Source organism: Pontibacter sp. GD7, assembly GCF_058216375.1.
In genome coordinates, this window is sequence record NZ_JBYZMP010000001.1 from 679,384 (window position 1) to 704,772 (window position 25,389).

At 45.8% G+C, this 25,389-nt stretch carries 16 protein-coding genes and 2 tRNA genes; 10 read left to right on the forward strand and 8 right to left on the reverse strand.

Translation table 11 applies throughout. The features are described from left to right. Positions 1 to 407 precede the first annotated feature (407 nt). Positions 408 to 2,714: a M20/M25/M40 family metallo-hydrolase gene (locus AC4BAP_RS02910; RefSeq protein WP_490581111.1), complete on the forward strand. Its 2,307-nt coding sequence runs from the start codon at positions 408 to 410 to the stop codon at positions 2,712 to 2,714. Between the two features lie 116 nt (positions 2,715 to 2,830). Beyond that, a complete protein-coding gene (locus AC4BAP_RS02915; RefSeq protein ID WP_490581112.1) occupies positions 2,831 to 3,391 on the forward strand; it encodes a DUF4142 domain-containing protein in 561 nt (186 codons plus the stop codon). A 13-nt stretch (positions 3,392 to 3,404) separates the two neighbouring features. Here AC4BAP_RS02915 and AC4BAP_RS02920 read toward each other — a convergent pair whose 3' ends face one another. The 4 genes from AC4BAP_RS02920 to AC4BAP_RS02935 all read right to left on the reverse strand — a co-directional run bounded on the left by AC4BAP_RS02920 (position 3,405) and on the right by AC4BAP_RS02935 (position 9,221). After that, positions 3,405 to 4,067: a hypothetical protein gene (locus tag AC4BAP_RS02920; RefSeq protein ID WP_490581113.1), complete on the reverse strand. Its 663-nt coding sequence runs from the start codon at positions 4,065 to 4,067 to the stop codon at positions 3,405 to 3,407. Between the two features lie 284 nt (positions 4,068 to 4,351). Further along, a complete protein-coding gene (locus tag AC4BAP_RS02925) occupies positions 4,352 to 5,371 on the reverse strand; it encodes a dipeptidase (protein ID WP_490581114.1) in 1,020 nt (339 codons plus the stop codon). Positions 5,372 to 5,940: 569 nt separating this feature from the next. Next, entirely contained in the window at positions 5,941 to 8,406 is a 2,466-nt protein-coding gene (locus AC4BAP_RS02930; RefSeq protein ID WP_490581115.1) for a TonB-dependent receptor, read from the reverse strand. 275 nt (positions 8,407 to 8,681) lie between these two features. Next, positions 8,682 to 9,221 (reverse strand): RNA methyltransferase, encoded by a 540-nt coding sequence (locus tag AC4BAP_RS02935; RefSeq protein ID WP_490581116.1) that lies wholly within the window; start codon positions 9,219 to 9,221, stop codon positions 8,682 to 8,684. Between the two features lie 522 nt (positions 9,222 to 9,743). Between AC4BAP_RS02935 and mutS the strand changes: the two genes are divergently transcribed. The 8 genes from mutS (at position 9,744) to AC4BAP_RS02975 (ending at position 20,828) form a co-directional block, all read left to right on the forward strand. Next, positions 9,744 to 12,371: a DNA mismatch repair protein MutS gene (gene mutS, locus AC4BAP_RS02940; RefSeq protein WP_490581117.1), complete on the forward strand. Its 2,628-nt coding sequence runs from the start codon at positions 9,744 to 9,746 to the stop codon at positions 12,369 to 12,371. 332 nt (positions 12,372 to 12,703) lie between these two features. Then, positions 12,704 to 12,776: transfer RNA gene (locus AC4BAP_RS02945), tRNA-Gly, on the forward strand. Between the two features lie 84 nt (positions 12,777 to 12,860). Beyond that, positions 12,861 to 12,944: transfer RNA gene (locus AC4BAP_RS02950), tRNA-Leu, on the forward strand. 269 nt (positions 12,945 to 13,213) lie between these two features. Further along, positions 13,214 to 13,819: a Panacea domain-containing protein gene (locus AC4BAP_RS02955; RefSeq protein ID WP_490581118.1), complete on the forward strand. Its 606-nt coding sequence runs from the start codon at positions 13,214 to 13,216 to the stop codon at positions 13,817 to 13,819. Continuing rightward, entirely contained in the window at positions 13,812 to 15,815 is a 2,004-nt protein-coding gene (locus tag AC4BAP_RS02960; RefSeq protein ID WP_490581119.1) for a hypothetical protein, read from the forward strand. The genes AC4BAP_RS02955 and AC4BAP_RS02960 overlap by 8 nt, the downstream gene beginning before the upstream one ends. 151 nt (positions 15,816 to 15,966) lie before the next feature. After that, positions 15,967 to 18,753, forward strand: coding sequence for a class I SAM-dependent DNA methyltransferase (locus AC4BAP_RS02965; RefSeq protein ID WP_490581120.1), 2,787 nt, complete (start codon positions 15,967 to 15,969; stop codon positions 18,751 to 18,753). Continuing rightward, entirely contained in the window at positions 18,740 to 19,144 is a 405-nt protein-coding gene (locus AC4BAP_RS02970; RefSeq protein ID WP_490581121.1) for a hypothetical protein, read from the forward strand. Before AC4BAP_RS02965 ends, AC4BAP_RS02970 begins: the two co-directional genes overlap by 14 nt. Before the next feature lie 604 nt (positions 19,145 to 19,748). Continuing rightward, the gene (locus AC4BAP_RS02975) at positions 19,749 to 20,828 is read left to right on the forward strand and encodes an acyltransferase family protein (protein ID WP_490581122.1); all 1,080 of its coding nucleotides are present in this window, start codon (positions 19,749 to 19,751) and stop codon (positions 20,826 to 20,828) included. A gap of 9 nt (positions 20,829 to 20,837) precedes the next feature. Here the strand turns inward: AC4BAP_RS02975 and rodA are convergent, their stop codons facing one another. The 4 genes from rodA to mreC are packed head-to-tail and all read right to left on the reverse strand — an operon-like array spanning position 20,838 to position 25,381. Continuing rightward, the gene (gene rodA / locus AC4BAP_RS02980) at positions 20,838 to 22,163 is read right to left on the reverse strand and encodes a rod shape-determining protein RodA (RefSeq protein WP_490581123.1); all 1,326 of its coding nucleotides are present in this window, start codon (positions 22,161 to 22,163) and stop codon (positions 20,838 to 20,840) included. Between the two features lie 4 nt (positions 22,164 to 22,167). Beyond that, entirely contained in the window at positions 22,168 to 23,997 is a 1,830-nt protein-coding gene (mrdA, locus tag AC4BAP_RS02985) for a penicillin-binding protein 2 (protein ID WP_490581124.1), read from the reverse strand. Further along, positions 23,998 to 24,525, reverse strand: coding sequence for a hypothetical protein (locus AC4BAP_RS02990; RefSeq protein WP_490581125.1), 528 nt, complete (start codon positions 24,523 to 24,525; stop codon positions 23,998 to 24,000). After that, positions 24,515 to 25,381, reverse strand: a complete 867-nt coding sequence (mreC, locus tag AC4BAP_RS02995; RefSeq protein ID WP_490581126.1) for a rod shape-determining protein MreC — start codon at positions 25,379 to 25,381, stop codon at positions 24,515 to 24,517. The genes AC4BAP_RS02990 and mreC overlap by 11 nt, the downstream gene beginning before the upstream one ends. Positions 25,382 to 25,389 lie beyond the last annotated feature (8 nt).

Consider the following 25,389-nt stretch of genomic DNA (forward strand, 5'->3'; position numbering starts at 1 on the left):
TTCTGGAATGCGGACAGGGATGTCCGGATCAGCTTTGTATTAATCTTAAGTTTACGACATTGCCCCTAACCCATCCTTGATTAAGGCCGGAAGTTATCCATAGGTGTACACATCCCCCTACACCCCCTTCAAAGGGGGACTTTTCGCTACTGCACTAGTACAGGCATAGTTTCATAACCGCTGCCATTCCCCGGACAGGTCGCGACCTGTCCCTACGAGTTTGTATTCTGTTGCAAAGGCTTCAGCCAAGCAGTGTCCATCCCAGCCTTGAGGGCACTAAAGCTTAAGGTGAAACAGTACAGCATGTAAGACTGAGGAAGAACAATAGTAAGTACAGCATCTAACCGCCCAATACACTTTTAATCCGGAAAAATCGCTACATTCGGAAAGAGATATATACCTACACCATGCAATACCGTCACCGTCCATACGCTGTATTCATACTTTTGGCATTGGTAGCCTTTGGGCTTTTAAGCATATACTTGCTACAGCCTCCTGCCCCGAAACCGACAAATGCCCCGGTAGACGAGTTTTCTGCTGAGCGAGCCATGCGCCATGTGCAGGAGATAGCCAAAGAGCCCCATGCCATGGGTACTCCGCCACACGCCGAGGTGCGCGAATACCTTCTCGACCAGATGCTGGCACTCGGATTAAACCCACAGGTACAGGAAACCACTGCAGCCAATGAGCATGCTGTTGGCTATGTTTACAACCTGATAGGCCGCCTGGAAGGTCGCAGCAACTCCGATACAGCCATACTTGTAATTGCGCACTACGACTCGCAACCTAATGCACGCGGCGCAGGCGACGACGGCGCAGGCGTGGCGGCTATACTTGAAGCAGTGCGTGCCCTGGAGCAAACCAAGAAACCAGAGCATGATGTGATCGTGCTGTTTACTGACGGTGAGGAGTATGGCTTATATGGCGCAAAGGCATTTTTAAAACACCCCTGGGCAAAGGACGTGGCACTGGTGCTAAATCTGGAGGGCCGTGGGGCAAAAGGCCCAAGCATGACCTTTGAGCTGAGTCCTGAAAACGGGTGGGTGGCAAAGCAGTACATAAAGCACGCGCCGTACCCTTTTGTAAGCTCACTGGCATACGAGATTTACAGCCGCATGCCAAACGACACCGACTTTACCGTGTTTAAAGATGCCGGCTACAGCGGCCTAAACTCCGCTTTTATTGATGGCTTGGTGCATTACCACAAGGCAACCGACTCCCCGGAAAACCTTAGCCTGAACACGGTGCAGCATCACGGCGACAACCTGCTGGCACTGCTGCAGCACTTTGGCAATATCTCCCTAAAACAGACCAAGGCCCCTGATTCAGTATTCTTTAATGCCATTAACGGTTGGGTGATAAACTACCCGCAAGGGCTAAACATACTTTGGGTAGCGCTTACAGCCATACTTTTTGTGGCTGTGTTTGTGGTGGGTGTCCGGAAGGGTGCTTTTACCCTGGCGAGGGCGCTTATAGGTTTTGTGGTGTTCACTGTGATGCTGATCGTGGTGGCAGGCCTGTTTGTGCCGATAAACAACCTGGTGCTGGATTTACTGCCATTTACGCACCAGATAAACGGCGTGTATAGCGCGGATTACTTTTTTGTAGCCTATCTGCTGCTGGCGCTGGGGCTGTTCCTATTGCTGGGCTGGCTAACTTTGCGCTGGCTGCAAGTACTGGATATGGCAATGGGCGTATTTATACTTCAGTTTATACTTACACTGATTTTATACTTTACTATCCCGAGCGCAACGTACCTGCTTGTGTTTCCGCTTATGTTTTGCCTGGTAGGGTTGCTCGTCATACTTTTAAAAGACCTGCAGGAGGCACCTGAGCTAAACTTAAAGGTTATCCTGACATTCTTGGTGGCTGCATTGCCTGCCATTTTTATCATGATGCCCATTGTGCATGTTGTTTTCGTTGCTTTTGGGCTGCAGTTGCCGATAGGCTCCATCGCACTGTTTATAGTACTGCTGGGCTTTTTGCTGCCGCTGCTGTTTCTGGCAGAGCAGGGCCTGAGGTGGGGGCGCGTGCCCGTTTTACCGCTGCTGCTGGTGTTGGCTGGAGGTATCACGATTATACTTGCCGTGCAAAACGAGAAGCCCACTGCTATGAAACCGCTGCACAGCCATGTAAGCTATTACGTGGACACCGACAGCAGCAAGGCGTATTGGGCCTCTTACTTCAAAACCATCGACGACTGGAACCAGCAGTTTTTTAAAAATGCCAGACAGGAACCACTCCGCGAGATCTATCCCCATGCCTCTTTAAACATACTTAAAAGCGAAGCTGAAATTTTTCCGGTGGCAGCCCCGGTGGCCGAGGTCTTAACCGATTCTGTTGCAGGTGATGAAAGGCTGCTTAGGTTGCAGCTGGTGTCGCAGCGTGGTGCGGCCCATATGGAGCTCGTGTTAATGCCTGAAAACCCGGATGCCATTAAAAGTATAAAACTGGCCGGAGAACCGCTACAGCTTAAGCCACAGGACACTGAAGCCGGAAAAGTATACTATGCCCAAGTGCATGGCCTGCCAAAAGAAAAGGAAACACAGCTGGAGGTGCGGTTAGAAGCCGACTCCCCGCTAACGCTCTATCTGTACGACCAAAGTATAGGCTTGCCGGAGCAACTGGTAAAAAAGCCTAAACCTGCTCATGTAATTGCAGAGCAAGGCCGCACCAGCAACCTGACGGTAATGCGCAAGCGCTATACTTTTTAGCGGTGTTGCAAACTGTAAAGGTATTGCTGCATTTTTAAAGGAATCTGCCAAAGGCAAGTATCAATCGGAGGCGGGTTGCAGTATAGGTAGCTATAACATCTACTTATACTTTAAGCATGCTGATTGATAAAATGTTATCGTTTATTATTGGTGTCCTGTTCCTGGTGGCGCTGTCCTGCGATGGGCCGGGTAACAGAACAGGAGAGCGGGGGGATACCACAGTGCGCGCACTGGCCGACGACCCAGCCTTTTGGGATTACGCCTTCAGTAGTAACCTGCTGCAAACGGAAATAGGGCAGTTGGTAAACGAAAAAGAGGTTAGCCTGGAGGTAAAAACGCTGGCCAGCCAGGCAGCAAGTTATCATGGCAAGGCGCTGCGGGAGTTAAAGTCATTGGCAAAGGGACATACTTCCGCACCGCTGCCCGATAGTCTGAGCAGAGCAGACCGCGACCTGGTAAATGAGTTTAAGCAATTGGATGGAGAAGAGCTTGAGGCGCGTTACAGGGCATTTATCAGAAGCACGCATCAGAATCAGCTTACGCGTTATCAGGAGGCCTTGCAAAGGGTAGAAGATCAAAAGATCAGGAGGTTTCTGAACGCCATGCTGGAACATCTGCGCCAGGAGTTGGCAGCGTTAAGCAGGCTTGATAGTTTGCAGGGAGAGCCTGTGCAGTAAACGGAGTAGGGTTTTAGGTGTTATCTCGCCAGATCTCAGAAGCCTTACGCGCCATCCTGAAGAAAAGATCGCGCTCCAAACCAGCTACCTGACGTGCTTCACACTCAGTATAGCCATTTTCAACAGCATTCAGATAATCATAGTATAGTTGTGCCATTTCCAGGGAGTCATCCTCAAAGCACTCCGCCAGGTCATCGCGGGAGGCTTTCTTTGGCTCAAATACTTTGGATGGGTATACTTTATCCAGTTGGTAGATCAGGTAGCGTTGCTGTGTTTTGTTCTGGCGGTTATTAAACAGCTGCTCGATATCCATTTCGTCCTCATCCTCTATCTCAAAATCATCTTCCACAGCCATGGGCTCATACACAATAATGTCGTGCCCGGTCAGCTCCAGGTATTCATCAAACTGCTCTTTTATTGGAATAATGGTGGGTGTTTCGCAGGATTTGTTGAGCATGTCTGCCATGTGCAGGGCTACCTCCTTGCCTTTGTCGCCGGCGGCAATAAGCATTTGGTTGAACTGCGTAAAGTCGCAGCCCATGTATATAAACTTGTATTCATCGTCCAGCACTGTAAAGCACCAAAGCGTGATAAATTCTGTGTCATCTATCACCACGGTGTCAATGTACAGTTCGTTAATCTGTACGTAAATCGGCGAATATTCCTCTGCATCCATAGGCTGGCCCTTTGTTAGTACAACGTCTGTTAAGCTGCCTGTACGTGTTTATACAGGTATGGTTAGTGCGTATACGGAGAATAGTGCCTTATGGCGATTTTTCTATATATAATTTGGGCTAAGGTCTTGGTGGAAGGGCTAAGTTGCAATTATGTTAAGTATAAATGCAGCAACATCAAGGCGATGGCATCCAAACTATGGCAAAACCATACAGCTATTAAGTAGTTGTACTGTTTGCCGGGTTCAGGGTTTCCTGTTAAGCCCTAAAATATGGGCAGCGCATCCTATTTTATTTGCCAGATGCGCTCTATAAACCGTTGGGCATTGCCGTAAGCTAAGCTCTGCAACTGCTCCTGTGGCAACTTCTGCCGCAACTGCTCAATTATAAAATTATAACTTGCCCCGGCCTGCTCATGCTCCGCGTGGTAAAACGGAAAACGTTCCGGGTCCGGGTGATCGGCGAAGTAAAAGTAGTCGGCCCCGAAACAAATGGCATCCTTCGCGCCTAGTTCCAGACCATACATAATGTGGTGAATCAGCGACTCCGGGTCTTCGGTGTGCAGGAAATGGCGCAGAAAGTTCATCCCAATCAGGCCGTTGCGCCGAATCACCTCCTGTGCCAGTTCGTCGGTCAGGTTGCGGTTGTGGTCCCATACTTTCCGGAAGTTGGAGTGGCTGGCGATTACCGGTATGTCCAGGCGTTCTTTGTCGATGTGCAGTAGAATGTCGTGAGCGAGGGCATCGCTGGTATGGGCCAGGTCAATGGCTATCTGGCGGCCATGGATGTAGTCGAGCAGCATCTGCCCGTCGCGCTTTATGCCCTTATCAGAAAAGTTGCCGCCGCCAAAGCGATTCTCGTCGTTGTGCGTCATGCTGATGTACAGGATCCGGCCACAGGCGTCAATGATCTTTTCCAGTTTTTTGAAACCGTCTTCCAGCGGCTCATCCTCTTCGCAAAAGCCAGAGGCGTTTTCTACGGCAGCCACCATGCCAATGCCTTCCTTGTTCTGAAGGGCCTGCTGCAGCTGCTCGGCAGTGGTTACCGCATGCAGGTTGTTGGTGGGGTCTTTGGCCAATAACTCAAACATGTCGCGCTGCAGACCGGCATAACCTGTGCTGCCTGGTTTAGTAGCCGAGTAAATGGCCATTACCTGTAGCTTTACATTGCCCTCCGTCAAGGCAGGCAGCGCACAGCCTATCTCCAGCACATTGTCTATTTTAGAGCCGGGCACATCGGTCAAGTATACCAGCAGGTCGCAGTGCAGGTCTATGATGGGCAGGCGGTGGGCAGGCTGTTGTGTCATGTTTCAGTCTATAGCTGTTAGTGAAGTATAAATCAAGTTAGGCAATAAACTTATACTTTCTATACTGCGAAGTGGTTTACGGGGCCGTTTTGCATTGGCAAGGATTTTCAAAAAACGATTATCATCCTCCTACCCCCTTCGAAGGTAGGGTCGTTTCATTCTAAGAATAATTGTCCCCTTGAGGGGACCGCAGGGGTGTAAAGCCAGTTGGAAGGGCCTTTCGTAAAAAGCAAACACCCCTCTGTGACCTATGGTCGCAAGTTTCAAACTAACGTTTTCACTTGTCCTCAAGGGGAGAATTGATACCTTGCTATATTAAAAGCCAAGGTGCAAATATTTAGAATGCAACAGCCCTGCTTCTAGGGGTGAAGGGGCCCCCTTTAGAGTCCAAGGAGGAGGACTTTTTCTGATACAAATGTTTTTCAACAAAGGCATTTGCTTTTCCGGACTTCTTACTCACTTTAAGTTACCTAGCTAGAAGCGCGGATGTAGGAATCCACAGCAGTTTGGAAGAACATTGATGCTTAAACCAAAGTAGTGCATGGTGAGAATGAATCCACACTTATCATCTAAAAGTCATCCTCATCCATCCCGCCTCCATCGTTGCTGCGCTCCCTGCGGCGGTTTCTGGTATTGTCATCGCTGTTGATGCGGTAAGTGAAGCCAAGGTAGATTATGCGGCTCTGGCGGCGGTTCTCCGATTCTGTCCGGAAGCCGGGGCCGAAGCTCAGGAAGTTGAACTGACATGTGTTAAACACATCGGATACCCGCAACGAAACAGTGGCTTTTTTCTTCAGCACATCTTTTTTCATGGCCAGGTCCGTGCTGAACATTTGCTCCATGCGGCCCTGTATGTCGGCCATCGGTGCCCGGTAAAATCCTGAAACCTGTATGTCAAGGTCCTTCCATACGGTCATGGTGGAGTTCATTTTGGCGTTCCAGCTGAGCCGGGCGGCACTTAACTCGGTATCGCCCTGAGTGGTGTTTAACTGCGTCCTGAAACCGGATACACTGCCGTTCAGTCGCCACCAGTCCCTGACCGGATGATTGAAGCCAAGCTCGGCACCATACGACCGATTATCGGAAACGTTCAGGAAGGTAACTTCATTTCCGGGCACCGGCTCCCCGTCTACTATTACAGTGGTGGGTTGCCTGAACCGTTCTATCTCATCTAAAGTATGGCGGTAAAAGAATGTGGCGTTAAGGGAGGACTTGCCCCAGTAGCGCAGGTAGCCCAGTTCCAGCGAGTTTACATATTCCGGCTTCAGGTTCGGGTTGCCAAAGCGGATGTTAAACCTGTCTGACCGGTCCACGAAAGGATTCAGGAAGCGGCTGCGGGGCCTGTTAATGCGGCGGCTGTAGCTGAACTGCAGTTTGTTGTCGGGGTTAAAATCCCTGGTCACAAACACCGTCGGGAAAAGGCTGAAGTAGCTGTTGTCGTCCTTGATGTTCTGGGTGCGCTGGTCGGCTCTGGTAACAGTTTGCTCGGCACGCAGCCCTACCTGGTAACTGATGGATTTATACTTGTTGCTATAGTTGCTGTAAAGTGAGTAAATGTGCTGGTCGAAAACAAAATGATTGCTCTGTAAGGCGTTGTACTCCAGCTGACCACTTTCATTGTTCAGGTCAAAAAAGCGGGAGTCTTCATCGAGCCGCTCAAAAGAACTCCGGAAACCTGCTTCGAAGCGGCTGTCATCGGAGATCGGGTATACATAGTCGGCCTTAGCTATGATCTCACGGTTGCCGTCGTCTACTAAGGTTTGCTGTACTTCCGGTGTAAAGTCGCCGGTCTCCCTGAAATTGCTTATCTCATCATCCACGTTAATGTTGTATACAAAATCAGCGGTCAGTTCCTGTCCTTTTTTGTCGAAGGTTTGCCTGTAGCCCAGGGTAATGTCCATGGCCTTCTCGTCTTCTGTCTCGTCGGTCAGGCGCCTGCTGGTATTGGTTAGTGTCCGGTTCTCGTCCAGAAACCGGTAAAGTATGTCATTGGTGTCTTCATCCTGTCCAAACCGGTACACGGCAGAGGCAGACAAAGTATGTTTAGGAGTAAGGTAGTAGTCGGCGCCTAACCGGAAGTTATGGGAAACATCGGTGCTGCTGCGGTCGCCGTCCTGCAGGCGGTAACTGGTGCTGTCGAGTTGGCCGGCATCATTAAAGTAGAAGTTCGTGGTGGTGCTGTTCCGGACTCCGGGCCTGTTACGCTGCCTGAAATCATAACCGGTGTTTAATGACCACTTGTTGTAGCGGTAGTTCAGAAAAAGCGAGGCGTTATAGTTGTCGTAAGTGGCTGCCGTAACCGAGGCAGAGCCATTCAGGCCGGGCTTTTTCTCTTTCTTCAGCACCAGGTTTATAATGCCAGATGTGCCCTCGGGGTTATACTTGGAAGAGGGGTTCGTGATCAGTTCTATACTTTCGATCAGGTTGGCCGGTATCTGGTCGAGGGTAAGGTTGGAGAGAGCAGAACGCTTTCCGTCGATAAGTATGGTTACATTGGAGCTGCCCCGCATGCTTACATTTCCGTCGATGTCTACTGTTACAGAAGGCAGGTTCTGCATCACTTCGGCCACTGTTCCACTTTGGGCATTGATGTCTTTGCTTACATTTACCACACGCTTGTCCAGTTCAAACTCTACCAGCTGCTTTTCTGCCACAATCTCCACTTCTGATAATTTGGTGGAGGCGGCGCTTAGGGTGATGTTTCCGAGCTTAACCTCCGGCTGCTGCGCCGTTACGTTGGCCGGGATGTACTTTGTTGGATACCCCACCATAGAGGCACGAAGTATAAATTTTCCCATTGGCACGCGCTCAAGTATAAAAACTCCCTCGATATCGGTGGTGGCTCCGGTTACCAGGCTGGAGTCTTTGGCTGTTAGCAACACTACATTGGCAAAACCTATGGGCTTTTTGGTCTCAGCTTCAACCAGTTTGCCGCTTACTTTCCCACTGCCGGCCACTGGCTGCTGCGCAGATGAGGGGAAAGCAAGGATAAAGGAAATCGCAGAAAGTAATATGTGTAGAAAAGTGATCTTCATAGCATGTATATAACGCAGGTGTTATATTGTTTAAACATTGATTTAGAGCATTTTAAGGCGCTGTTTCCCGAAGACTACATGCGCCACAAATGCAAAAGCCTTGTATACAGGACTATAAAAAGACAGCAGGGTTTAATGGCTGTGGAAAACTCATGGGTTTCCCCGGGTTTTGGTAAGACAGCAACAGGGAAATGCTGTACTTGTTTAAGAAGAGCAAGTATGGCCAGAGAAACCCTGCCGGCCATACTTGGTTATACTTGTGGCAGGTAGTTTAGTTAGACCTGTTGCGCCAGCGTTTTGCTCAGGAAATCCCATACCACCACACCGGTGGCCACCGAGATGTTGAGTGAGTGCTTGGTGCCGAACTGCGGAATCTCCAGCACCACATCCGAAGCGCTTACCACTTCCTGCTCCACGCCAAAAACTTCGTTGCCCAGTACAAAAGCGTAATGCTGTCCCGGCTCCGGGTTAAATTCATTTAGCATCGTGCTGTTCTCCGCTTGCTCCACCGAGCATACTTTGTAGCCATCGGCCTGCAGTTGCTTCACCAGTTCCAATGTATCTGTTACGTGTTCCCATTCCACAGATTCTGTAGCGCCTAGCGCGGTTTTCTCAATGTCGCGGTGGGGTGGGGTACCGGTAATGCCGCAGAGGTATACTTTCTCGGCCATAAAGGCATCGGCTGTACGGAAAACAGAGCCCACGTTATTCAGGCTGCGAACATTGTCGAGTACCAAGACTAACGGTATTTTTTTCTTATTTTTGAATTCCTCAACCGAGTCGCGGTTAAGGTCATCCATGGAGAGTTTGCGCATTGTTTTTAGACGCCAGACTTAAGATGCAAGACACAAGACCTCGCATTGCCAACGCTGCCGCAAAGTTCCGGTGTAGATGGCAGAATTCAAACTCGAGTTGGACTGTTAAGTTGTTGGATGGCTGAATTGTTAGAAGTATAACTTAAATGCATGCTCTCTCTGCTCTTTCGGATTTGCAATCCGGAAGTATAGTAGCCGCGGATTTGTAATCCGCAATAGCAAATGCAGTAGCTACAGGCCAGCAGGCGGATGGCAGATCCGCTTTTATTTCGTTCCGGTTAAAGAAAACCGAAACAGCAAACCAGTAGGTTAGCAGGAACACGGGGACTAGGAAGTCCCCGGCAGAGTGCTTTCGGACTAGGAAGTCCGAAAGAGCATTAAAGTATAAATTCCCCTCCTCGGAGGGGTAGGGTGGGTTAGGTCCATTCCCTAAGAAGTATAAAGTATAAGGCTGTAATGTATAAATTCATTGATACACGAAATCAACAATTTAGCCATGCAGCCATTTAACCATAAAAAGGTATGAAAGGAGAAGGCACAGTAACCCCTTTGATGAAACAGTACAACGCCATCAAGGCAAAGCATCCGGGGGCACTACTGCTATTTAGGGTAGGCGATTTTTACGAAACCTTCGGCGAAGACGCTATCAAGGCAAGTAAGATACTGGATATCGTACTGACAAAACGCGGAGCTGGCTCTTCATCCGAAACGGCGCTGGCCGGTTTCCCGCATCATTCTTTAGACACTTACCTGCCCAAGCTGGTGCGTGCCGGCGAGCGCGTAGCCATCTGCGACCAGCTGGAAGACCCGAAAACAGTTAAAGGCATTGTAAAACGAGGCGTAACCGAGTTGGTAACACCAGGCGTGTCGTTTAACGACCAGGTGCTGGAGCGCCGTAGCAACAACTACCTGGCTGCCGTTCACTTTGGCAAAACCGAAACGGGTGTGTCTTTCCTGGATGTATCTACCGGTGAGTTTATTACGGCGCAGGGCGATAAAAATTATGTAGGTAAGCTGCTGCAAAGCCTGGCCCCATCAGAAGTGCTGTTCTGCAAACGCGAAAAGGAAACCTTTACCGAAAGCTACGGCCCCGACTTCAGATACTATGCCTTGGATGAATGGGTGTTTAAGTATGATTACGCCTACGATAACCTTACCCGCCAGTTTGGAACCGCTTCGCTAAAAGGATTCGGTATTGAAGGTATGACCGAGGCCATCATTTCAGCAGGAGCCATACTTCATTACCTCGCCGAAACGCAGCACAATGAGATCAGCCATATCTCCACCATTTCCCGCCTGGAGGAAGACAAGTATGTTTGGCTGGATAGGTTTACCGTGCGTAACCTGGAGCTTGTTTTTCCGCAGCACCAGGAAGGCGTGCCGCTGATTAATGTGCTGGACCAGACGGTAACGCCAATGGGTGCGCGCTTGCTGAAGAAGTGGGTGGTGTTGCCATTAAAAGATGTAGCACAGATTCGCCGCCGCTTAGATACCGTAGAAGCGCTTACGAAACACCAGGACCTGTTACAGGAGCTGACACAGCATCTGAAACAAATAAACGACCTGGAGCGCCTTATCTCTAAAGTGGCGGTGCGTAGGGTAAATCCACGGGAGTTGGTGCAGTTGTCTAAAGCATTAGATGCCATTGTGCCGATACAAAAAGCTTTGGCCTTGAGTGATATTCCGGCCCTGCAGAAACTGGCTGCCCAGCTGGCACCATGCGAAGGCCTGCGCGAAGAGATAAAGAATGTGCTAAAGCCGGAGCCGCCAATGCTCACCAACCAGGGCAACATGATAAACGATGGTGTACATGCAGAACTGGACGAGCTGCGTGCTATTGCCTTCTCGGGTAAAGATTACCTGGCGCAGGTACAGCAGCGTGAGATCAAGAACACTGGTATCAGCTCGCTTAAGATAGCCTATAACAAAGTATTTGGCTACTACCTGGAGGTTAGCAACGCGCATAAGGATAAAGTGCCGGCATCCTGGATACGAAAGCAGACGCTGGTTAATGCTGAGCGCTACATCACCGAAGAGCTGAAGACCTACGAGGAGAAGATCCTGAATGCCGAGGACCGCATCTTTAGTATAGAATTTGGGTTATATAATGAGCTGGTGCTGCACGCCCTGGATTACGTGGCGCAGGTACAGCAAAACGCAAAAGTTATTGGCGTGATAGACTGTTTGAGCTCTTTTGCAAGTATAGCCCTGGCCAATAACTACGTGAAGCCGGAGGTAAGCGACAGCCATGTGCTGGATATTAAAAAAGGCCGCCACCCGGTAATCGAGAAGCAGTTGCCGCTAGGCGAGGCCTACGTGCCAAACGATATTTTCTTAGACAATGAAGAGCAGCAGGTCATCATCATTACGGGCCCTAACATGGCCGGTAAAAGTGCCCTGCTACGCCAGACGGCCCTGATCGTGCTGATGGCCCAGATCGGTTGCTTTGTACCAGCCGAAGCAGCAAGTATAGGCATCATTGATAAGATATTTACCCGCGTGGGTGCTTCGGATAACCTGTCTAAAGGCGAGTCTACGTTTATGGTGGAGATGACCGAAACGGCAAGTATACTGAACAACCTCTCGGACCGCAGCCTGGTGCTGATGGATGAGATTGGCCGTGGTACGAGCACCTACGACGGTATTTCCATTGCCTGGGCAATTGTAGAGCACTTGCACAACCACCCAAAGTATAAAGCCAAAACACTTTTCGCCACGCATTACCACGAGCTAAACCAGCTGGCCGAGGACTTCCCGAGGGTTAAGAACTATAATGTGTCGGTGCGCGAAGCCGGTGGCAAGATTCTGTTTATGCGCAAACTGGTGGCAGGGGGTAGTGAGCACAGCTTTGGTATACATGTGGCCCAGATGGCAGGTATGCCGAACAGTGTAGTATTGCGCGCCGATGAGATCATGCATCACCTGGAAAAGGAGAAAGTATCGGAGCACGCGCCGAAACAGCGCATGAAAACCGCACCAAAGAACAACTACCAGTTAAGTATGTTCGAGCCAAGCAACCCGCACTTGGAGCGTGCCAAGGAGCTTATAGAGCAGCTGGATATAAATACCATTACCCCGGTGGAGGCACTTTTAAAGCTGAACGAGCTTAAGATGTTGCTGCAGGACAAAGGGCAGGAGGCTTTAAAGTAGCTTTTCTAGTATAGGGTGTACCTAAAAATTCCCCTCCTCGGAGGGGAATTTTACCTCCCCCAGCCCCTCCTAAAAACAGGAGGGGAGAAGTCCTGGTTAAGTGTCCCTCTTCGAAGGGGGCAGGGGGATGATAATCGTTCCCTAATTCCCCACCTCGGAGGGGCCAGGGGTGGGTAAACCATAACAAGAGAAATATTTTTAAAAATTTTCTACCTGAAAATCAGTAGCAAAGCTAAAAATGCTGGAAAAATTTACGGCAGGCTATTGACAAGTCAGATTTTGTCTATATCTTTGCATCACTAAATCACTACGGCGGTTTAGAAAAGACAAAAGCGGGAATAGCTCAGTTGGTAGAGCGCGACCTTGCCAAGGTCGAGGCCGCGGGTTCGAATCCCGTTTCCCGCTCAGCAAAAATATCGGCAGAAGACGTTGTGAAGAACAACGTCTTTGTTTTTTGCAAGAACTACACCGGAAACGCTCTGGTGGGTTGCCGGGATGGTGGAACTGGTAGACACGCAAGACTTAAAATCTTGTGAGCGCAAGCTCGTGCGGGTTCGATTCCCGCTCCTGGTACTACATTAATAAGCTAAAGGGCTATAAGTGAATAACTTATAGCCCTTTTTTATTGTGTAGGTAACAAACTGGTAACAAATAATTATGATTGTTGGCTTCTAACTATAGGGGGTTGAGGCGCACTCTTTAAAAAATTTACTATGGGGATTCCATACCATTGATTCAAATATATATTATATTATATTTGAATAAATTTTGATCTTTGTTGTAAAGAACCTTTGTTCAAATTTTTATATCCTCGTATAGTTGAGAAAGAATAATAGTAAAAGATGAAACGACAAGAGTTGAATACTTACTATGCTGAGCTAAAGGAGGTTAACTTGCTTATGCCCTTAAAAGACGTAAAATTAAAAGCATTTGAATATTTTATAAATAAGTTAGCTGATTGGTATAAGGAACAGAAGGCTGATTTTTTAAATAATGATCTGAGTAAGCTTAAGGTGGTTAAGCTGCACTTCTTTATATGTGCAAGTAGGGCTAATGAAAATGAAGACGGTTTACTAAGTGTATTTGATAATTTTTGGGCATTGCCTTATGGGCATGTTGAAAGTGATATTTATGATAGCTTAGATAAGTTAGAGTTCTTAAGAATAGATAATCAAAAGCTGGATATAATAGGAAGTGATACAGAAAAGTCTTCCGAAGGCTTAGCCCTAGCCGTCAAGAATGAAATTGACAAATCTTTTGAAGCTATAAAATTGTATAATGATGATTTAATCAACTATTCAGCATCTGATTTGGTTGATTTAAGCCATACATGGTATTCATGGCAATCAACATACAAGTTGGCTCGGTCTTTCAGAAAGTATAGCCTAAAAATTCCTAAAGAGATAATTAAGGCTGAGAAGAAATTCTATAGTTTAAAAAGTGCATAATCCATTCTCCTATTTTAATGATACAGAACAAAAGCTGGCTAATTTAGCTAGCTTTTATTCTGAACAGTCACTAAGGGTTTCTTATCTAAGTCTTTCTGAGCCAGAAAGGGAAGGTTTTGCCCCTAACTTTACAAGTGAGATTAATAAAGCTGCAGAATCTATATATGCATCTTTATTTAAATCTATCATCACTGGTGACTATATAAATGTAGATGAATTAGCAGGACGACTAGAAAATATAAGATTATCTGCTAGTGAAATCTTGAATTCAATACCAACCATTGCAACTTCCCCTGATGAGACTATTTATGAGTTATACGATGGGCTACAGAATTCTCTCAATGCTCCAGTATTAGACTCTATATCACAGTATAAACTTCTTGTTAGTCGCATTAAAGTTAATCTGTCCTCATCTAATGCTATACATTTAACTGATGTAATCCTTACTCAAAATAGTTTAAATGTATATCCGAATCCTTTAGAAACGATTACTGCCAAGCTTAACGGAATTTTTGCATTAAATATACAGCTAGCCGAAGTAGATCATAATATAGTTGTTAAGAGTGAATATTTAGAAGCTTTACTAATTATTCAAAAGAAGTTAGAAGTTGCTATTATAGACACAGCTATTCCTGAAGAAATAACATCTCTAGTTAAGATTCTATTAGATAAATGTAATTATCTTCTATTTAAAATATTAAACAGGCTAGAAAAAGATAACAAGAATTATTTATATATATATGAGTATAATGATAAGGAGCTAGATATAACTGAAGTTAAACAGTCTGTAAAGTATTATGAACCTTTCCTTGAGAAGTCTGAGAACCATTATAAAGCAGGTGATAGGTTTGGCTCCTATTATAAAGGTTTAATTGATGGAATTAACAGAAAGTTGCATAATCAAGACTCTCTCAATTTAAGTGAATATCATACTCTGATAAATTATTATAAAGACAAATATAAGAGCCCAGAGCTAGTACATAATTTAGTAGAAGAGTTTGGTGGAATATATAAAGAAAGGCAAGTGTTTTTGGCAGGGGCTTTTGATACTAAGGCATTAAATGTTTCATATAACTACATCTTAAATAATAGGCTTTCATTACTTATCTACAGAAATAAGTTTAGTGAAGAATTCACATCTGAGCTAGAGAAACTCTTAAAACATATTTCAATTGTTCAGCAAGAGACTTCAATAAAAAACTATTTTCCTTATTATAGATTCTGTGAGTATTTGCTTAAAGCAGTACGACTTGAGTTAAAAAAGAATAAGCCAAATTTTAGCTTAATTGAGAAACTTTTGCAAAAATCGCAAAGCAAGATTGAAAAAGCTTACGAATGTTTTGAGTGGTGCCAAGATAAAAATTATTTGGCCTATCAATTACCTCTGGAGGAATGTACGCTTACTGGGCGAGTATCTATAGGCAATGAAGAGCTGCCAATTTTCATGGCTTCTTCATTTATTCTCCCTATAAACTATGAAAAGGTTAGAAGGGAATTGAAGCTTATAAATAATGAGCTAGATAAATTGAAAAGCTTATCTGAGGTTAAGACTGAGATTTATGAAGAAAAAGAAAAAATTGAAGAAATTAGACAAGAGATAGGAAGACATGATAGAAAGCAGATTGAAATATTAAGCATTTTTGCTGCTATTGTGCTATTTGCAATAGGAAATATACAATTGTACGATAATGTTGAAAATTTCAATCAAGCTGTGATGTTCATGATAGCTTTTGCTTATGCATTAGGTCTATTTGTTATCTGCATTTGGGTAGTTACAAGAAATAGCATTGTTAAAATAACCCCTATACATATTGCTATTTTTCTTTCCTACCTATTGTTTACTTATATACTTATTGATAGTATTAAAAGTCCCAATGATATTGATTTCCCTAAAGAAAAACGGAGTGGCGAAAGTAGTGGCTCAACAGTAAATATCACTACTGATAGCTTAAAAGTTGAAAGGGAGTCTTTAAAAGAAGTATTGATTAAGTTTTAAGCTCTAATACATATAACAAACAAGATAGAGAAATAAAGCTCTCAATCGAATCGATTTTAGGATTGATATTTCTTAGTATACAAATTTTGTTAGAATTATAGGTTAAATTATTTTCTATATTGCGATAAAGCAATAAACAGAAAACAAACCTATGGCGGCCCTTAGCTGGAATGAAATAAAAGACCGTGCTGTAAGATTCTCTAAAGAGTGGCAGGATACAGAACGGGAGGAGGCAGATGCTAAACCTTTTTTAGTGGAGTTCTTTAACGTGTTTGGAATTAGCAGCAAGCGCGTTTCCACGTTTGAGCACAAAGTAAAGAAACTGAGCCAATCTGATGGCTATATAGACCTACTCTGGAAAGGAGTAATACTGATTGAGATGAAGTCTAAGGGTAAGAACCTAGACAAAGCCTACCAACAAGCCTTAGGCTATTTCCCCGGTCTTAAGGATTACGAATTACCCCGTTACATACTGGTATCAGATTTTGAGCGGTTCCGGCTCTACGATCTGGAGGAAAACACGCAACAGGAGTTTTTGCTAAACGAGCTGTATAAGAATGTAAAGCTCTTTGGCTATATGCTAGGGTATCAAACCAAAAGCTATAAGAGTGAAGACCCTGTAAACGTAGAGGCAGCTGAGCGTATGGGTAAGCTGCACGACCAACTAAAGGCTATAGGATATGAGGGGCACGCGCTGGAGGTATACTTAGTGCGTATGCTGTTCTGTTTGTTTGCTGAAGATACCAGCATCTTTGATAAACGTTTGTTTCAGGACTACATAGAGCAGAAAACCGCTGAGGATGGTTCTGATTTGGCCGCTCATCTGTCTCAGCTGTTCTATATCCTGAATACGCCTGTAGATAAGCGGCTAAAGAACATAGATGAGCACCTTACTATGTTTCCGTATGTAAACGGTAAACTGTTTGAGGAGCACTTGCCCTATGCCGCCTTTGATAGCACTATGCGGGCTTTGTTGCTGGAGTGCTGCGGGTTGGATTGGAGCAAAATTTCTCCTGCTATTTTCGGCTCATTGTTTCAGAGTGTAATGAACCCTAAGGAGCGTAGAAACCTGGGGGCACACTATACCTCAGAAAAGAACATCCTGAAGCTTATAAAGCCGCTGTTCTTAGATGAACTTTGGCAGGAGTTTGAGAGCATCAAAACCAACCGTAACAAGCTAACAGAATTCCATAAAAAGCTAAGCACCCTTAAGTTTTTAGACCCTGCCTGCGGTTGCGGCAACTTCCTGATTATTACGTACCGTGAATTGCGCTTGCTGGAAATAGAGATCCTGCGGGCCATGAACAGGAGCGGGCAAGGCTTCCTGAATGTGAGTGATATTATCTGGCTTGATGTAGATATGGTGTATGGCATAGAGTACGAGGAGTTTCCGGCCCGTATTGCTGAGGTTGCCATGTGGCTTATAGACCATCAAATGAACATGCTCATTAGTGAGGAGTTCGGACAATACTTTGCACGCCTGCCATTAAAGAAATCAGCTAATATTACTGTTGGTAATGCTTTGCAAGTTGATTGGGAATCTGTTGTGTCCAATGGTGATTTATCATATATCCTCGGTAACCCACCTTTTATAGGCAAGCATTTGCAAAACGACCAGCAAAATGCTGATATGGATAATGTATTTGTAGGGGTAAAAGCAGCAGGAGTTCTAGATTATGTTACTGGTTGGTATCTAAAAGCAGCAAAATATATTAATGGTACTAAAATAAAAGTAGCTTTCGTTTCGACTAATTCTATTGCTCAAGGTGAGCAGGTAGGTGTTCTTTGGAATGAGATGTTTAACAAGTATAACATTAAAATTCATTTCGCACATCGCACATTTAGTTGGAGTAACGAAGCTAAAGGAAATGCAGCAGTTCATGTAGTGATTATAGGATTTGCCAACTTTGATATAGCTGAAAAGTTTATTTATGAATATGAAAATATCAAATCAGAGCCTCATGAGATTAGGGTAAAAAATATAAACCCGTATTTAATTGAGGGAAATGACATTGTGCTATCCTCAAGAAGATTGCCTATAAGTAATGTTCCTGCCACATTATATGGAAACAAACCTGTAGATGATGGAAATTTTTTCTTTACTGATGAAGAGAAAAGTTTTTTTCTGCAATCAGAGCCTGAAGCAAACAAATTTATCAAGCCATTTATAAGTAATAAAGAGTTTCTATATTCTAAAAACAGATGGTGTTTATGGTTAGAGAATGCAAAGCCTGATAAGCTTAGAAAGTTGCCTAATATTATGGAGCGTGTTAATAATGTAAGAAGCTTCCGCGCAAAAAGTAGCAAGAAAGCAACTCAGAAATTAGCAAACTATCCTACATTATTTGCAGAGATAAGACAACCTAAGTTTTCATATATTGTAATTCCACTACATACTTCGGAGAATAGAAAATACATTCCATTTGGTTTTTTTACACCGGACTATATTATAGGAAATTCCTGTACAGCTATACCTAACGCTACGCTGTATACTTTCGGAGTGTTGATATCTGATATGCACATGACTTGGGTTAGAAAAGTGTGTGGTAGAATTAAAAGTGATTATAGATATTCTAGTGATATAGTATATAATAACTATCCTTGGCCTGAAAACCCTAGCGAAAAGCAGATTAAAGCCGTAGAGAAAGCCGCTCAAAGCGTTTTAGATGCCCGTGCCCTGTTTCCTAATAGCTCCTTAGCAGATCTATACGACCCGCTTACAATGCCGCCTTTACTTGTTAAAGCTCATCAGGCTTTAGATAAAGCGGTTGATTTATGTTACCGCCCTCAGTCCTTTGTGTCAGAGGCTAAGCGTATGGAGTTCCTGTTTGAGCTGTATGAAAAGTATACGGCAGGCCTGTTTGTAAAGGAAAAGAAGAAGCGAGGCAAAAAGGAAAATGTAAAACGAATGAATGTCAATATATATGAACAATACTAATTCAACTCCAAGACAAATAATAGATATTACAAAAATTGCTGGAAAATCATTAGATGTGATTGAAACTGTAATAGGAGAAGCTGAGATAGTTGATAGACATACTGAATATCCACGTATAGCCGGTTACTGTGAAAAAGCTCATTTTCAAGGTGGTAAATATGAAGTGATATTCTCGCAAGGAGTTGCTAACAGAATTACTATTTACGGTGTGCCTGATTTTACAGCAGATAAAGAAGCTCTTCAGGTAATTGGTTTAAAAAAAGCTAAACCTAGCTTTCATAATCCTTCAAATGTTATCAGGTGGGAAAAAACTCAAGGGTTTGATGAAATATCTTTTTTCACAGATTATATCCTTGTTGATACATCAAAAGAAGAGTTTGCTAAAAAGTGAGGTAAGTTTTTATTGATCTTTCTCACTACATAACAATCAGTTCAGCTTCAGTATAAGGCACTCTCTCAGCTGCTCTCATACCCTGCATTAACTTTAAGTAATGCTTGGTAGGCTTAGTTGCATAGAATTTTCTAAAGTGCTTGCTTTATAGTTTTTCATAATGCTTATCATCATTAAACAGCTTTTCATAAATACTAAACACATAGTTGTTTTTAAGGCTGTGTCACTGTTTTTCATACTTTAAGGCATCAGCGAAACAAGGGAAAGTATGAAGGTCAGCAAAACTGTAAAGCTACTTTTAAGAGTGTTTTAGGCGGATATTTGCTTGTACTTGTTTTACTATATCTAAGGGTTATGCACCCAATCTTGATAATATAAAGCCCCTTATACCTTAAAAAGTATAAGGGGCTTTTCGTTTTGTAACACTTTCGCAACAATTTTGGTTGTCCCCCTCATTTGCATCCATTTTTTCAGATAATCACGGTTGCTTAGCAACAAAATACGCTACATCAGGTATATACCTATATTTCTAATATTACGTGCAGTATAATGCTGGCTGCGCTTTGGTAGGCCATACTTGCTTGCCGCCCTCTACAATTTTATAATGAGAATACAAGAACTCGATGCATTGCGCGGCCTGGCTGCTTTTGCCGTCTTCCTTTTTCACTTTCAGCTATTTGACTACGGTTACCTGGGAGTGCACCTTTTCTTTATCATATCCGGGTTTGTTATTTTCATGACTGCCCGAAACGTAAAGAAACCTTCGGACTTTGTGATTGCCCGCTTTTCCAGACTATATCCCACTTACTGGGTTTGCCTGTTCATAACCTTTGCCGTTTTATACTTTGGTCGTGGCGATGTTACGTTCCCGCAGTTGCTTTATAACCTGACAATGTTCCAGGAGTTTATGGGTGTTGAGAACATAGACGGTGCCTACTGGAGCCTTACCGAGGAGTTGGTGTTCTATGCCGTGGTTTTTGCTGCGCTGATGCTGGGTGTTATAAACAAAGTACGCCTCTGGACGGGTGCAATGCTTGCAATGGCACTAGGGGGACTCTTTCTGGATCCGGAGTTGGGAGGCATACCAAAGTATGCACAGGCAGTTGTAAAGTACTTTAACCTGTTTGCGGCAGGCATTATTTTCTATCATATCCACCTCGACCAAAGGCTAAAGCCTGCGCGTGTAGCCGGCCTTATACTTTGCCTGGGTATTGCGCTGATGTATGGCTATGGCAGCTACCTTCCATACTTTAACCATAGCATCGAGATAGCTTTGATCTGTAGCTTCTTCGCCCTTTTCACACTGCTGGTGCTTGGCAAGCTGGCCTTTCTGCGTAAGTATAAGTGGGTGTTGTTTATGGGGGAGATATCATACCCGTTCTACCTGCTGCACCAGGAAATAGGCCTTACTTTCAGGAGATTGTTTGCCACTGATAACATATGGGTGCACATTGGTTTGGTGGCAGTGATATTTGTGGCGATTACTTTACTGGCGACTATCGTTAACCGCACTGTAGAGCAAAACACCTCGCGTGTAGTAAAGAAGAAGCTTCAGGCCTGGTACAATGGCAGAATGGGAGCTCCGAAGGCCGTTGTTGCGCCGGCTGTTGCGGAGGCAAGCACTAAGTCAATCGCAACGGAAAACCTTACCATTAAACAGGCCGAGAAAGCATCGGCACCTTAACAGCTATACTTACCTGGCCAGGTCCTTGGCACGGTTGGCGTCGAGGGCAATAAGTATGAACAGCAGAATGGTAAACGACCACAACGAGGAACCACCATAGCTAAAGAATGGCAACGGAATACCCACAACAGGCGCCAGGCCTATCGTCATGCCCACGTTTACCAAGAAATGGAAGAAGATGATGGAAGCCACACAATAGCCATACGTACGCCCGAATACAGTGCGCTGGCGTTCCGCAATGGCCACGATCCTGATTAGCAGGAAGATGAAAAGCCCAATCAGAACAGTGCTGCCTATCCAACCATGCTCCTCACCAATGGTACAGAAGATAAAGTCGGTGCTTTGCTCGGGCACGAAATCGAACTTGGTTTGCGTACCTTCTAAAAAGCCTTTACCCCAGAAACCACCAGATCCGATCGCGATCTTAGACTGCGTTACGTTCCAGCCATAGCCCAGTGGGTCAGCCTCGGGGTTGATAAGCGCCTTGATACGGTTTTGCTGGTGCGGCTGCAGGATGTTATTCACAAAATAGTCTACGCTGAAGATCATGCCCACTACCAGCAGGAACATGGCGATCATTGTTTTCAGGCGGCGCATCAGGCGGTAATCCATCCAGGTGGCCAGGCCCATTAAGGCGGCAATGCCGATGATCAGGTATAGCTTTGGTACCAGCAGGGTAAGTATAAAAATGGCTGCCGCAGAACACCCGATTATAAGTATAAGCGGCGACATGCCTTCACGGAAGAAGGCAAGTATAAATGCCCCGAACACCAGCGCAGATCCCGTTTCGTTTTGCAGGATGATGATGACAGGCGGCAGAAAGGTAATGGCTGCCAGTTTCATCTGGTCCTTAAAGTTTTGCTGGCGCAGGTTTACGCCACTCAGGTACTTGGAAACGGCTAATGCCGTGGCAAATTTAGCCAGCTCGGCAGGCTGCAGGCGTATGCCTCCTCCCAGATCCAGCCAGGACCTGGAGCCTGCAATAGGCTTGGCAATAACCAGCGTTACCAACAGCAACAGAATGATGCCCCCGTAAATAGGGTAGGCAAGGTGTTCGTATACTTTGTAATCCACCACCAACAGCACAAGTATAAGTATAAGCGAGGCGCCTATCCATACCAGCTGTTTACCGGAGTTAATATCGAAGCTCATGATGTTCACCACATTGTCGGGGCTGTATACCGCCGCATAGATGTTCATCCAGCCTAAGGCAACCAGCAGGAAATACAGCAGTATCGTTACCCAGTCCATGTGGTGGGTAAGCAGCTTGTTGGCGCGGTGGCTGCTGCGCGAGGCTACTTTATACTTTTGTAATACTTGTGGCTCTGCACCCATTGGCTTACTTCGATTTAATGTTCAGGTACTCGCGGCTAAGTACCCACTTCTCCTGTTCTTTTATGGTCACGGTGTCGGTCAGGTACTTTTCAATCATCAGGCCTGCAATTGGCGCTGCCGACTGACCTCCCCATTTTCCGTGTTCCACATAAACCGCAATCGCGATCTTTGGGTTCTCTTTTGGCGCAAAAGCTACGAACACGGCATGGTCAGGGCCCTGTGGGTTCTGGGCTGTACCTGTTTTACCGCATACTTCTATTCCTACTTTAGAAAGGTTTGCCCTGCGGGCCGTACCTGCGCGCACCACCTCGGCCATACCTTCAATGATCGGCTCATAGTGTTTGGCCCCAACAGAAGTATAGTGGCGTTCCTGGTACTCTTTTAAAGGCTTGCCGTCTTCACCCACAGAGCGTATGATATGCGGGGTTACGTAGTAGCCACGGTTGGCCACAATGGCCATAAAGTTTGCCATTTGCAGCGGCGTTACCCCAAGTTCTCCCTGACCTATACTTAACGAGTAGATCGTAGAGTACTTCCAGCGGTTTTTCCCATATACACGGTCATAAAGTTCCGGAGAGGCGATGATGCCTTTCTTTTCGCCAGGGATATCGATACCTAGTTTCTGGCCGAAACCAAACGTAAGCACCTGCTCGCGCCAGTCCCTTAAGCCTATGGAGGTATCTGTAAATGTGTTTTTAGACTTGCCCTGATTGATCAGTAACCTGTATGCCTGGAAAAACCACGGGTTACAAGAGTGCTGCACAGCGCCATTGAGGTCCAGAGGCGATGGGTGCGGGTGGCAGTTCACCAGTGCTTTGTTGCAGGCAAACTGTGTTTTTGGGCTGATCACGCCTTCTTCCAAAGCAATCAGGGCCTGCACCAGTTTAAAGATAGAGCCTGGCGGGTTCTGGTCGGCCATGATAGGACGGTTGAACATGGTCTTGTCCTTATCCTGCAGCAAGGCCATGTAATTCTTACCGTAGTCTTTGCCCGTAAACAGGTTCGGGTCGTAGAACGGCGCTGAGATGTAAGCCAGTATCTCGCCGGTGGCGGGTTCTATGGCTACTATACTTCCCTTGGCGCCGTTCATCAGGTGTTCACCGTAGGCCTGCAGGTCCAGGTCTATGGTGCTTACAAGGTTTTTACCGGCAACGGAAAGGGTATCGTAAGCGCCGTCTTTAAAAGGGCCTTTCTCTACACCGCGCACGTTCACCATTTTATACTTCACGCCGCGGCGGCCCATCAGAAATTTCTCATACTCCAGCTCAATGCCGCTTTTGCCAATATAGTCGCCGGGGCGGTAGCCTTTGTAGGTGGTATCCTCCAGCTGTTTCGGGCTGATCTCGGCAATGTAGCCTAGCGCATGCGAAAGGCTCTGGTGTGGGTAACCGCGTGCCGTACGGGCATTAATGTAGAACCCCGGAAAGTCGATGAGGTTATCCTGGATATGCGCCAGGTCTTTTGTAGTAAGCTTTTGGTAAAAGATGGAAGGCTGCACATAAGAGAATTTCCGTGCTTTCTTCAGGCGTTCACGCACATCCTCCAACGGTAATTCCAGTAAAGTGCTCAGGCGCAGCGTGTCAAGTTGCTTTACCTCTTTGGGCACCACCATCAGATCATAAACCGGGGCGTTCTGTACCAGCAATTGGCCGTCGCGGTCGTAGATCAGGCCACGGAACGGGTACTGGATGATGGTTTTGATGGCATTGGTATCGGCAGCCTGCTTGTAGCTGCTGTCTACTACCTGTATGTAGAAAAGGCGCAGGGCATACACCATGCCCACTAATAAGAAGATGCCTTGAATTACGTACTTTCTGTTCTCTAAATAGTTCATTTACGCTCTACTTGTTCTCTTAGGTGAAAAGAACAGTAACTGTAGTATGATCACTACCACACCGGTAAACAATACACTTAACACAATTTTTAAGAGTGTGTGCAGGAAGTCGTCAAAACTTATCCTTTCCAGGAAAAACACTGCTGCATGGTGTACCAGAAGCAACGTGAAAGTATAAGTCAGGAACCAGCCCTTGCCCATTGTATGGATGTTTACCGAATCACTTATGTCGTAACCATCGCGGGGTGTAAGAAGGTTCAAAAGGTGAGGACGCAAAAAAGCAAGCAAAACACTGGCCGCTGCGTGTATGCCCATGGTATCGTAAAACACATCCACGGTAAAGCCCACCAGAAAGCCAAGGAAAAGCAGCAACAGCCTGTTTATGCCAATAGGCAGGAATAGCAGAAAAGCCACGTAAATGTAGCAAAAGCCTGTACTGTAAAGCACCAGGTTGTCCATTAGCAGTACCTGGAGTGCCACAAACAGTATAAACTGCAGAATGTTATTTAAGCCGATGCTACTCTTCATTTGGAAGTATGCCTGCTTCTTGTTCTAGTTTTTCCCTTTCGGCGGTTTTGGTGTTTTCCACCACATACACATAAGACAGCTGCGCGAAATCCACAGCCAGCTTAACCTTTATAGTATAAAAACTCCTGTCCGGCTCTTTAGCCACCGAGCTGATGGTGCCGATCATCACGCCTTCCGGAAACACAGTGTTAAAGCCACTGGTCACCACAGTGTCGCCTTTGGCTGGTTTCACGTGTAGCGGTATGTAGTCGAGTAAAGCGGTGCGGTAATCACCTCCCTGCCATTTTACTGTGCCAAAGGTATTGTTCTTTTTGATCTTAGCCGATATCAGCATTTGCGAGTGCAGCAGCGAGGTAGCCGTAGAATAGTTCTCCGACACGGTTTTGATGCGGCCCACCACTCCATGGCTGGCAATTACGCCCATACCCGGCTTCACGCCATCTGCTGTGCCCACTGCCAGTGTAAGCGTGTTGTTGGTGCGCCTTACTGAGTTGTTGATCACACGGCCGGCATGCAGGATGAACGGATACTTTTTGAGTGTATCCGTCTCGGCAAAGAAGGTCGTGTCCAGGGTGCTGGTGCTGTCTATCAGGGCAGCACGGCGGAACTGCAGCAGTTCCTGGCGCAGCATAGCATTCTCACGGGCCAATGTCTTGTTCACATTAGCCAGCCTGAAATAGTCGGTTATGCCGCTCTGGAACTCCAGTACCTCCCCAACATACTTGTTTGCCGAGTTAAAAAAAGCTGCACCCTGATACGTGTTATAGCGCACGATCATGAAAATGCACAGCACCTCCAGCAACACAAATACCAGGAATGCACGGAACCGGTATATAAAAGCAAAAAGATTCCGCATTTAGTCCT

Coding starts and splice junctions, on each gene's coding strand:
- AC4BAP_RS02970 (WP_490581121.1), top strand. CDS start 18,740: ATGAACAATACTAATTCAACTCCAAGACAAATAATAGATATTACAAAA.
- AC4BAP_RS02910 (WP_490581111.1), top strand. CDS start 408: ATGCAATACCGTCACCGTCCATACGCTGTATTCATACTTTTGGCATTG.
- AC4BAP_RS02930 (WP_490581115.1), bottom strand. CDS start 8,406: ATGAAGATCACTTTTCTACACATATTACTTTCTGCGATTTCCTTTATC.
- mreC (WP_490581126.1), bottom strand. CDS start 25,381: ATGCGGAATCTTTTTGCTTTTATATACCGGTTCCGTGCATTCCTGGTA.
- AC4BAP_RS02935 (WP_490581116.1), bottom strand. CDS start 9,221: ATGCGCAAACTCTCCATGGATGACCTTAACCGCGACTCGGTTGAGGAA.
- AC4BAP_RS02920 (WP_490581113.1), bottom strand. CDS start 4,067: ATGGATGCAGAGGAATATTCGCCGATTTACGTACAGATTAACGAACTG.
- AC4BAP_RS02965 (WP_490581120.1), top strand. CDS start 15,967: ATGGCGGCCCTTAGCTGGAATGAAATAAAAGACCGTGCTGTAAGATTC.
- mutS (WP_490581117.1), top strand. CDS start 9,744: ATGAAAGGAGAAGGCACAGTAACCCCTTTGATGAAACAGTACAACGCC.
- AC4BAP_RS02990 (WP_490581125.1), bottom strand. CDS start 24,525: ATGAAGAGTAGCATCGGCTTAAATAACATTCTGCAGTTTATACTGTTT.
- AC4BAP_RS02915 (WP_490581112.1), top strand. CDS start 2,831: ATGCTGATTGATAAAATGTTATCGTTTATTATTGGTGTCCTGTTCCTG.
- AC4BAP_RS02925 (WP_490581114.1), bottom strand. CDS start 5,371: ATGACACAACAGCCTGCCCACCGCCTGCCCATCATAGACCTGCACTGC.
- mrdA (WP_490581124.1), bottom strand. CDS start 23,997: ATGAACTATTTAGAGAACAGAAAGTACGTAATTCAAGGCATCTTCTTA.
- AC4BAP_RS02955 (WP_490581118.1), top strand. CDS start 13,214: ATGAAACGACAAGAGTTGAATACTTACTATGCTGAGCTAAAGGAGGTT.
- rodA (WP_490581123.1), bottom strand. CDS start 22,163: ATGGGTGCAGAGCCACAAGTATTACAAAAGTATAAAGTAGCCTCGCGC.
- AC4BAP_RS02975 (WP_490581122.1), top strand. CDS start 19,749: ATGAGAATACAAGAACTCGATGCATTGCGCGGCCTGGCTGCTTTTGCC.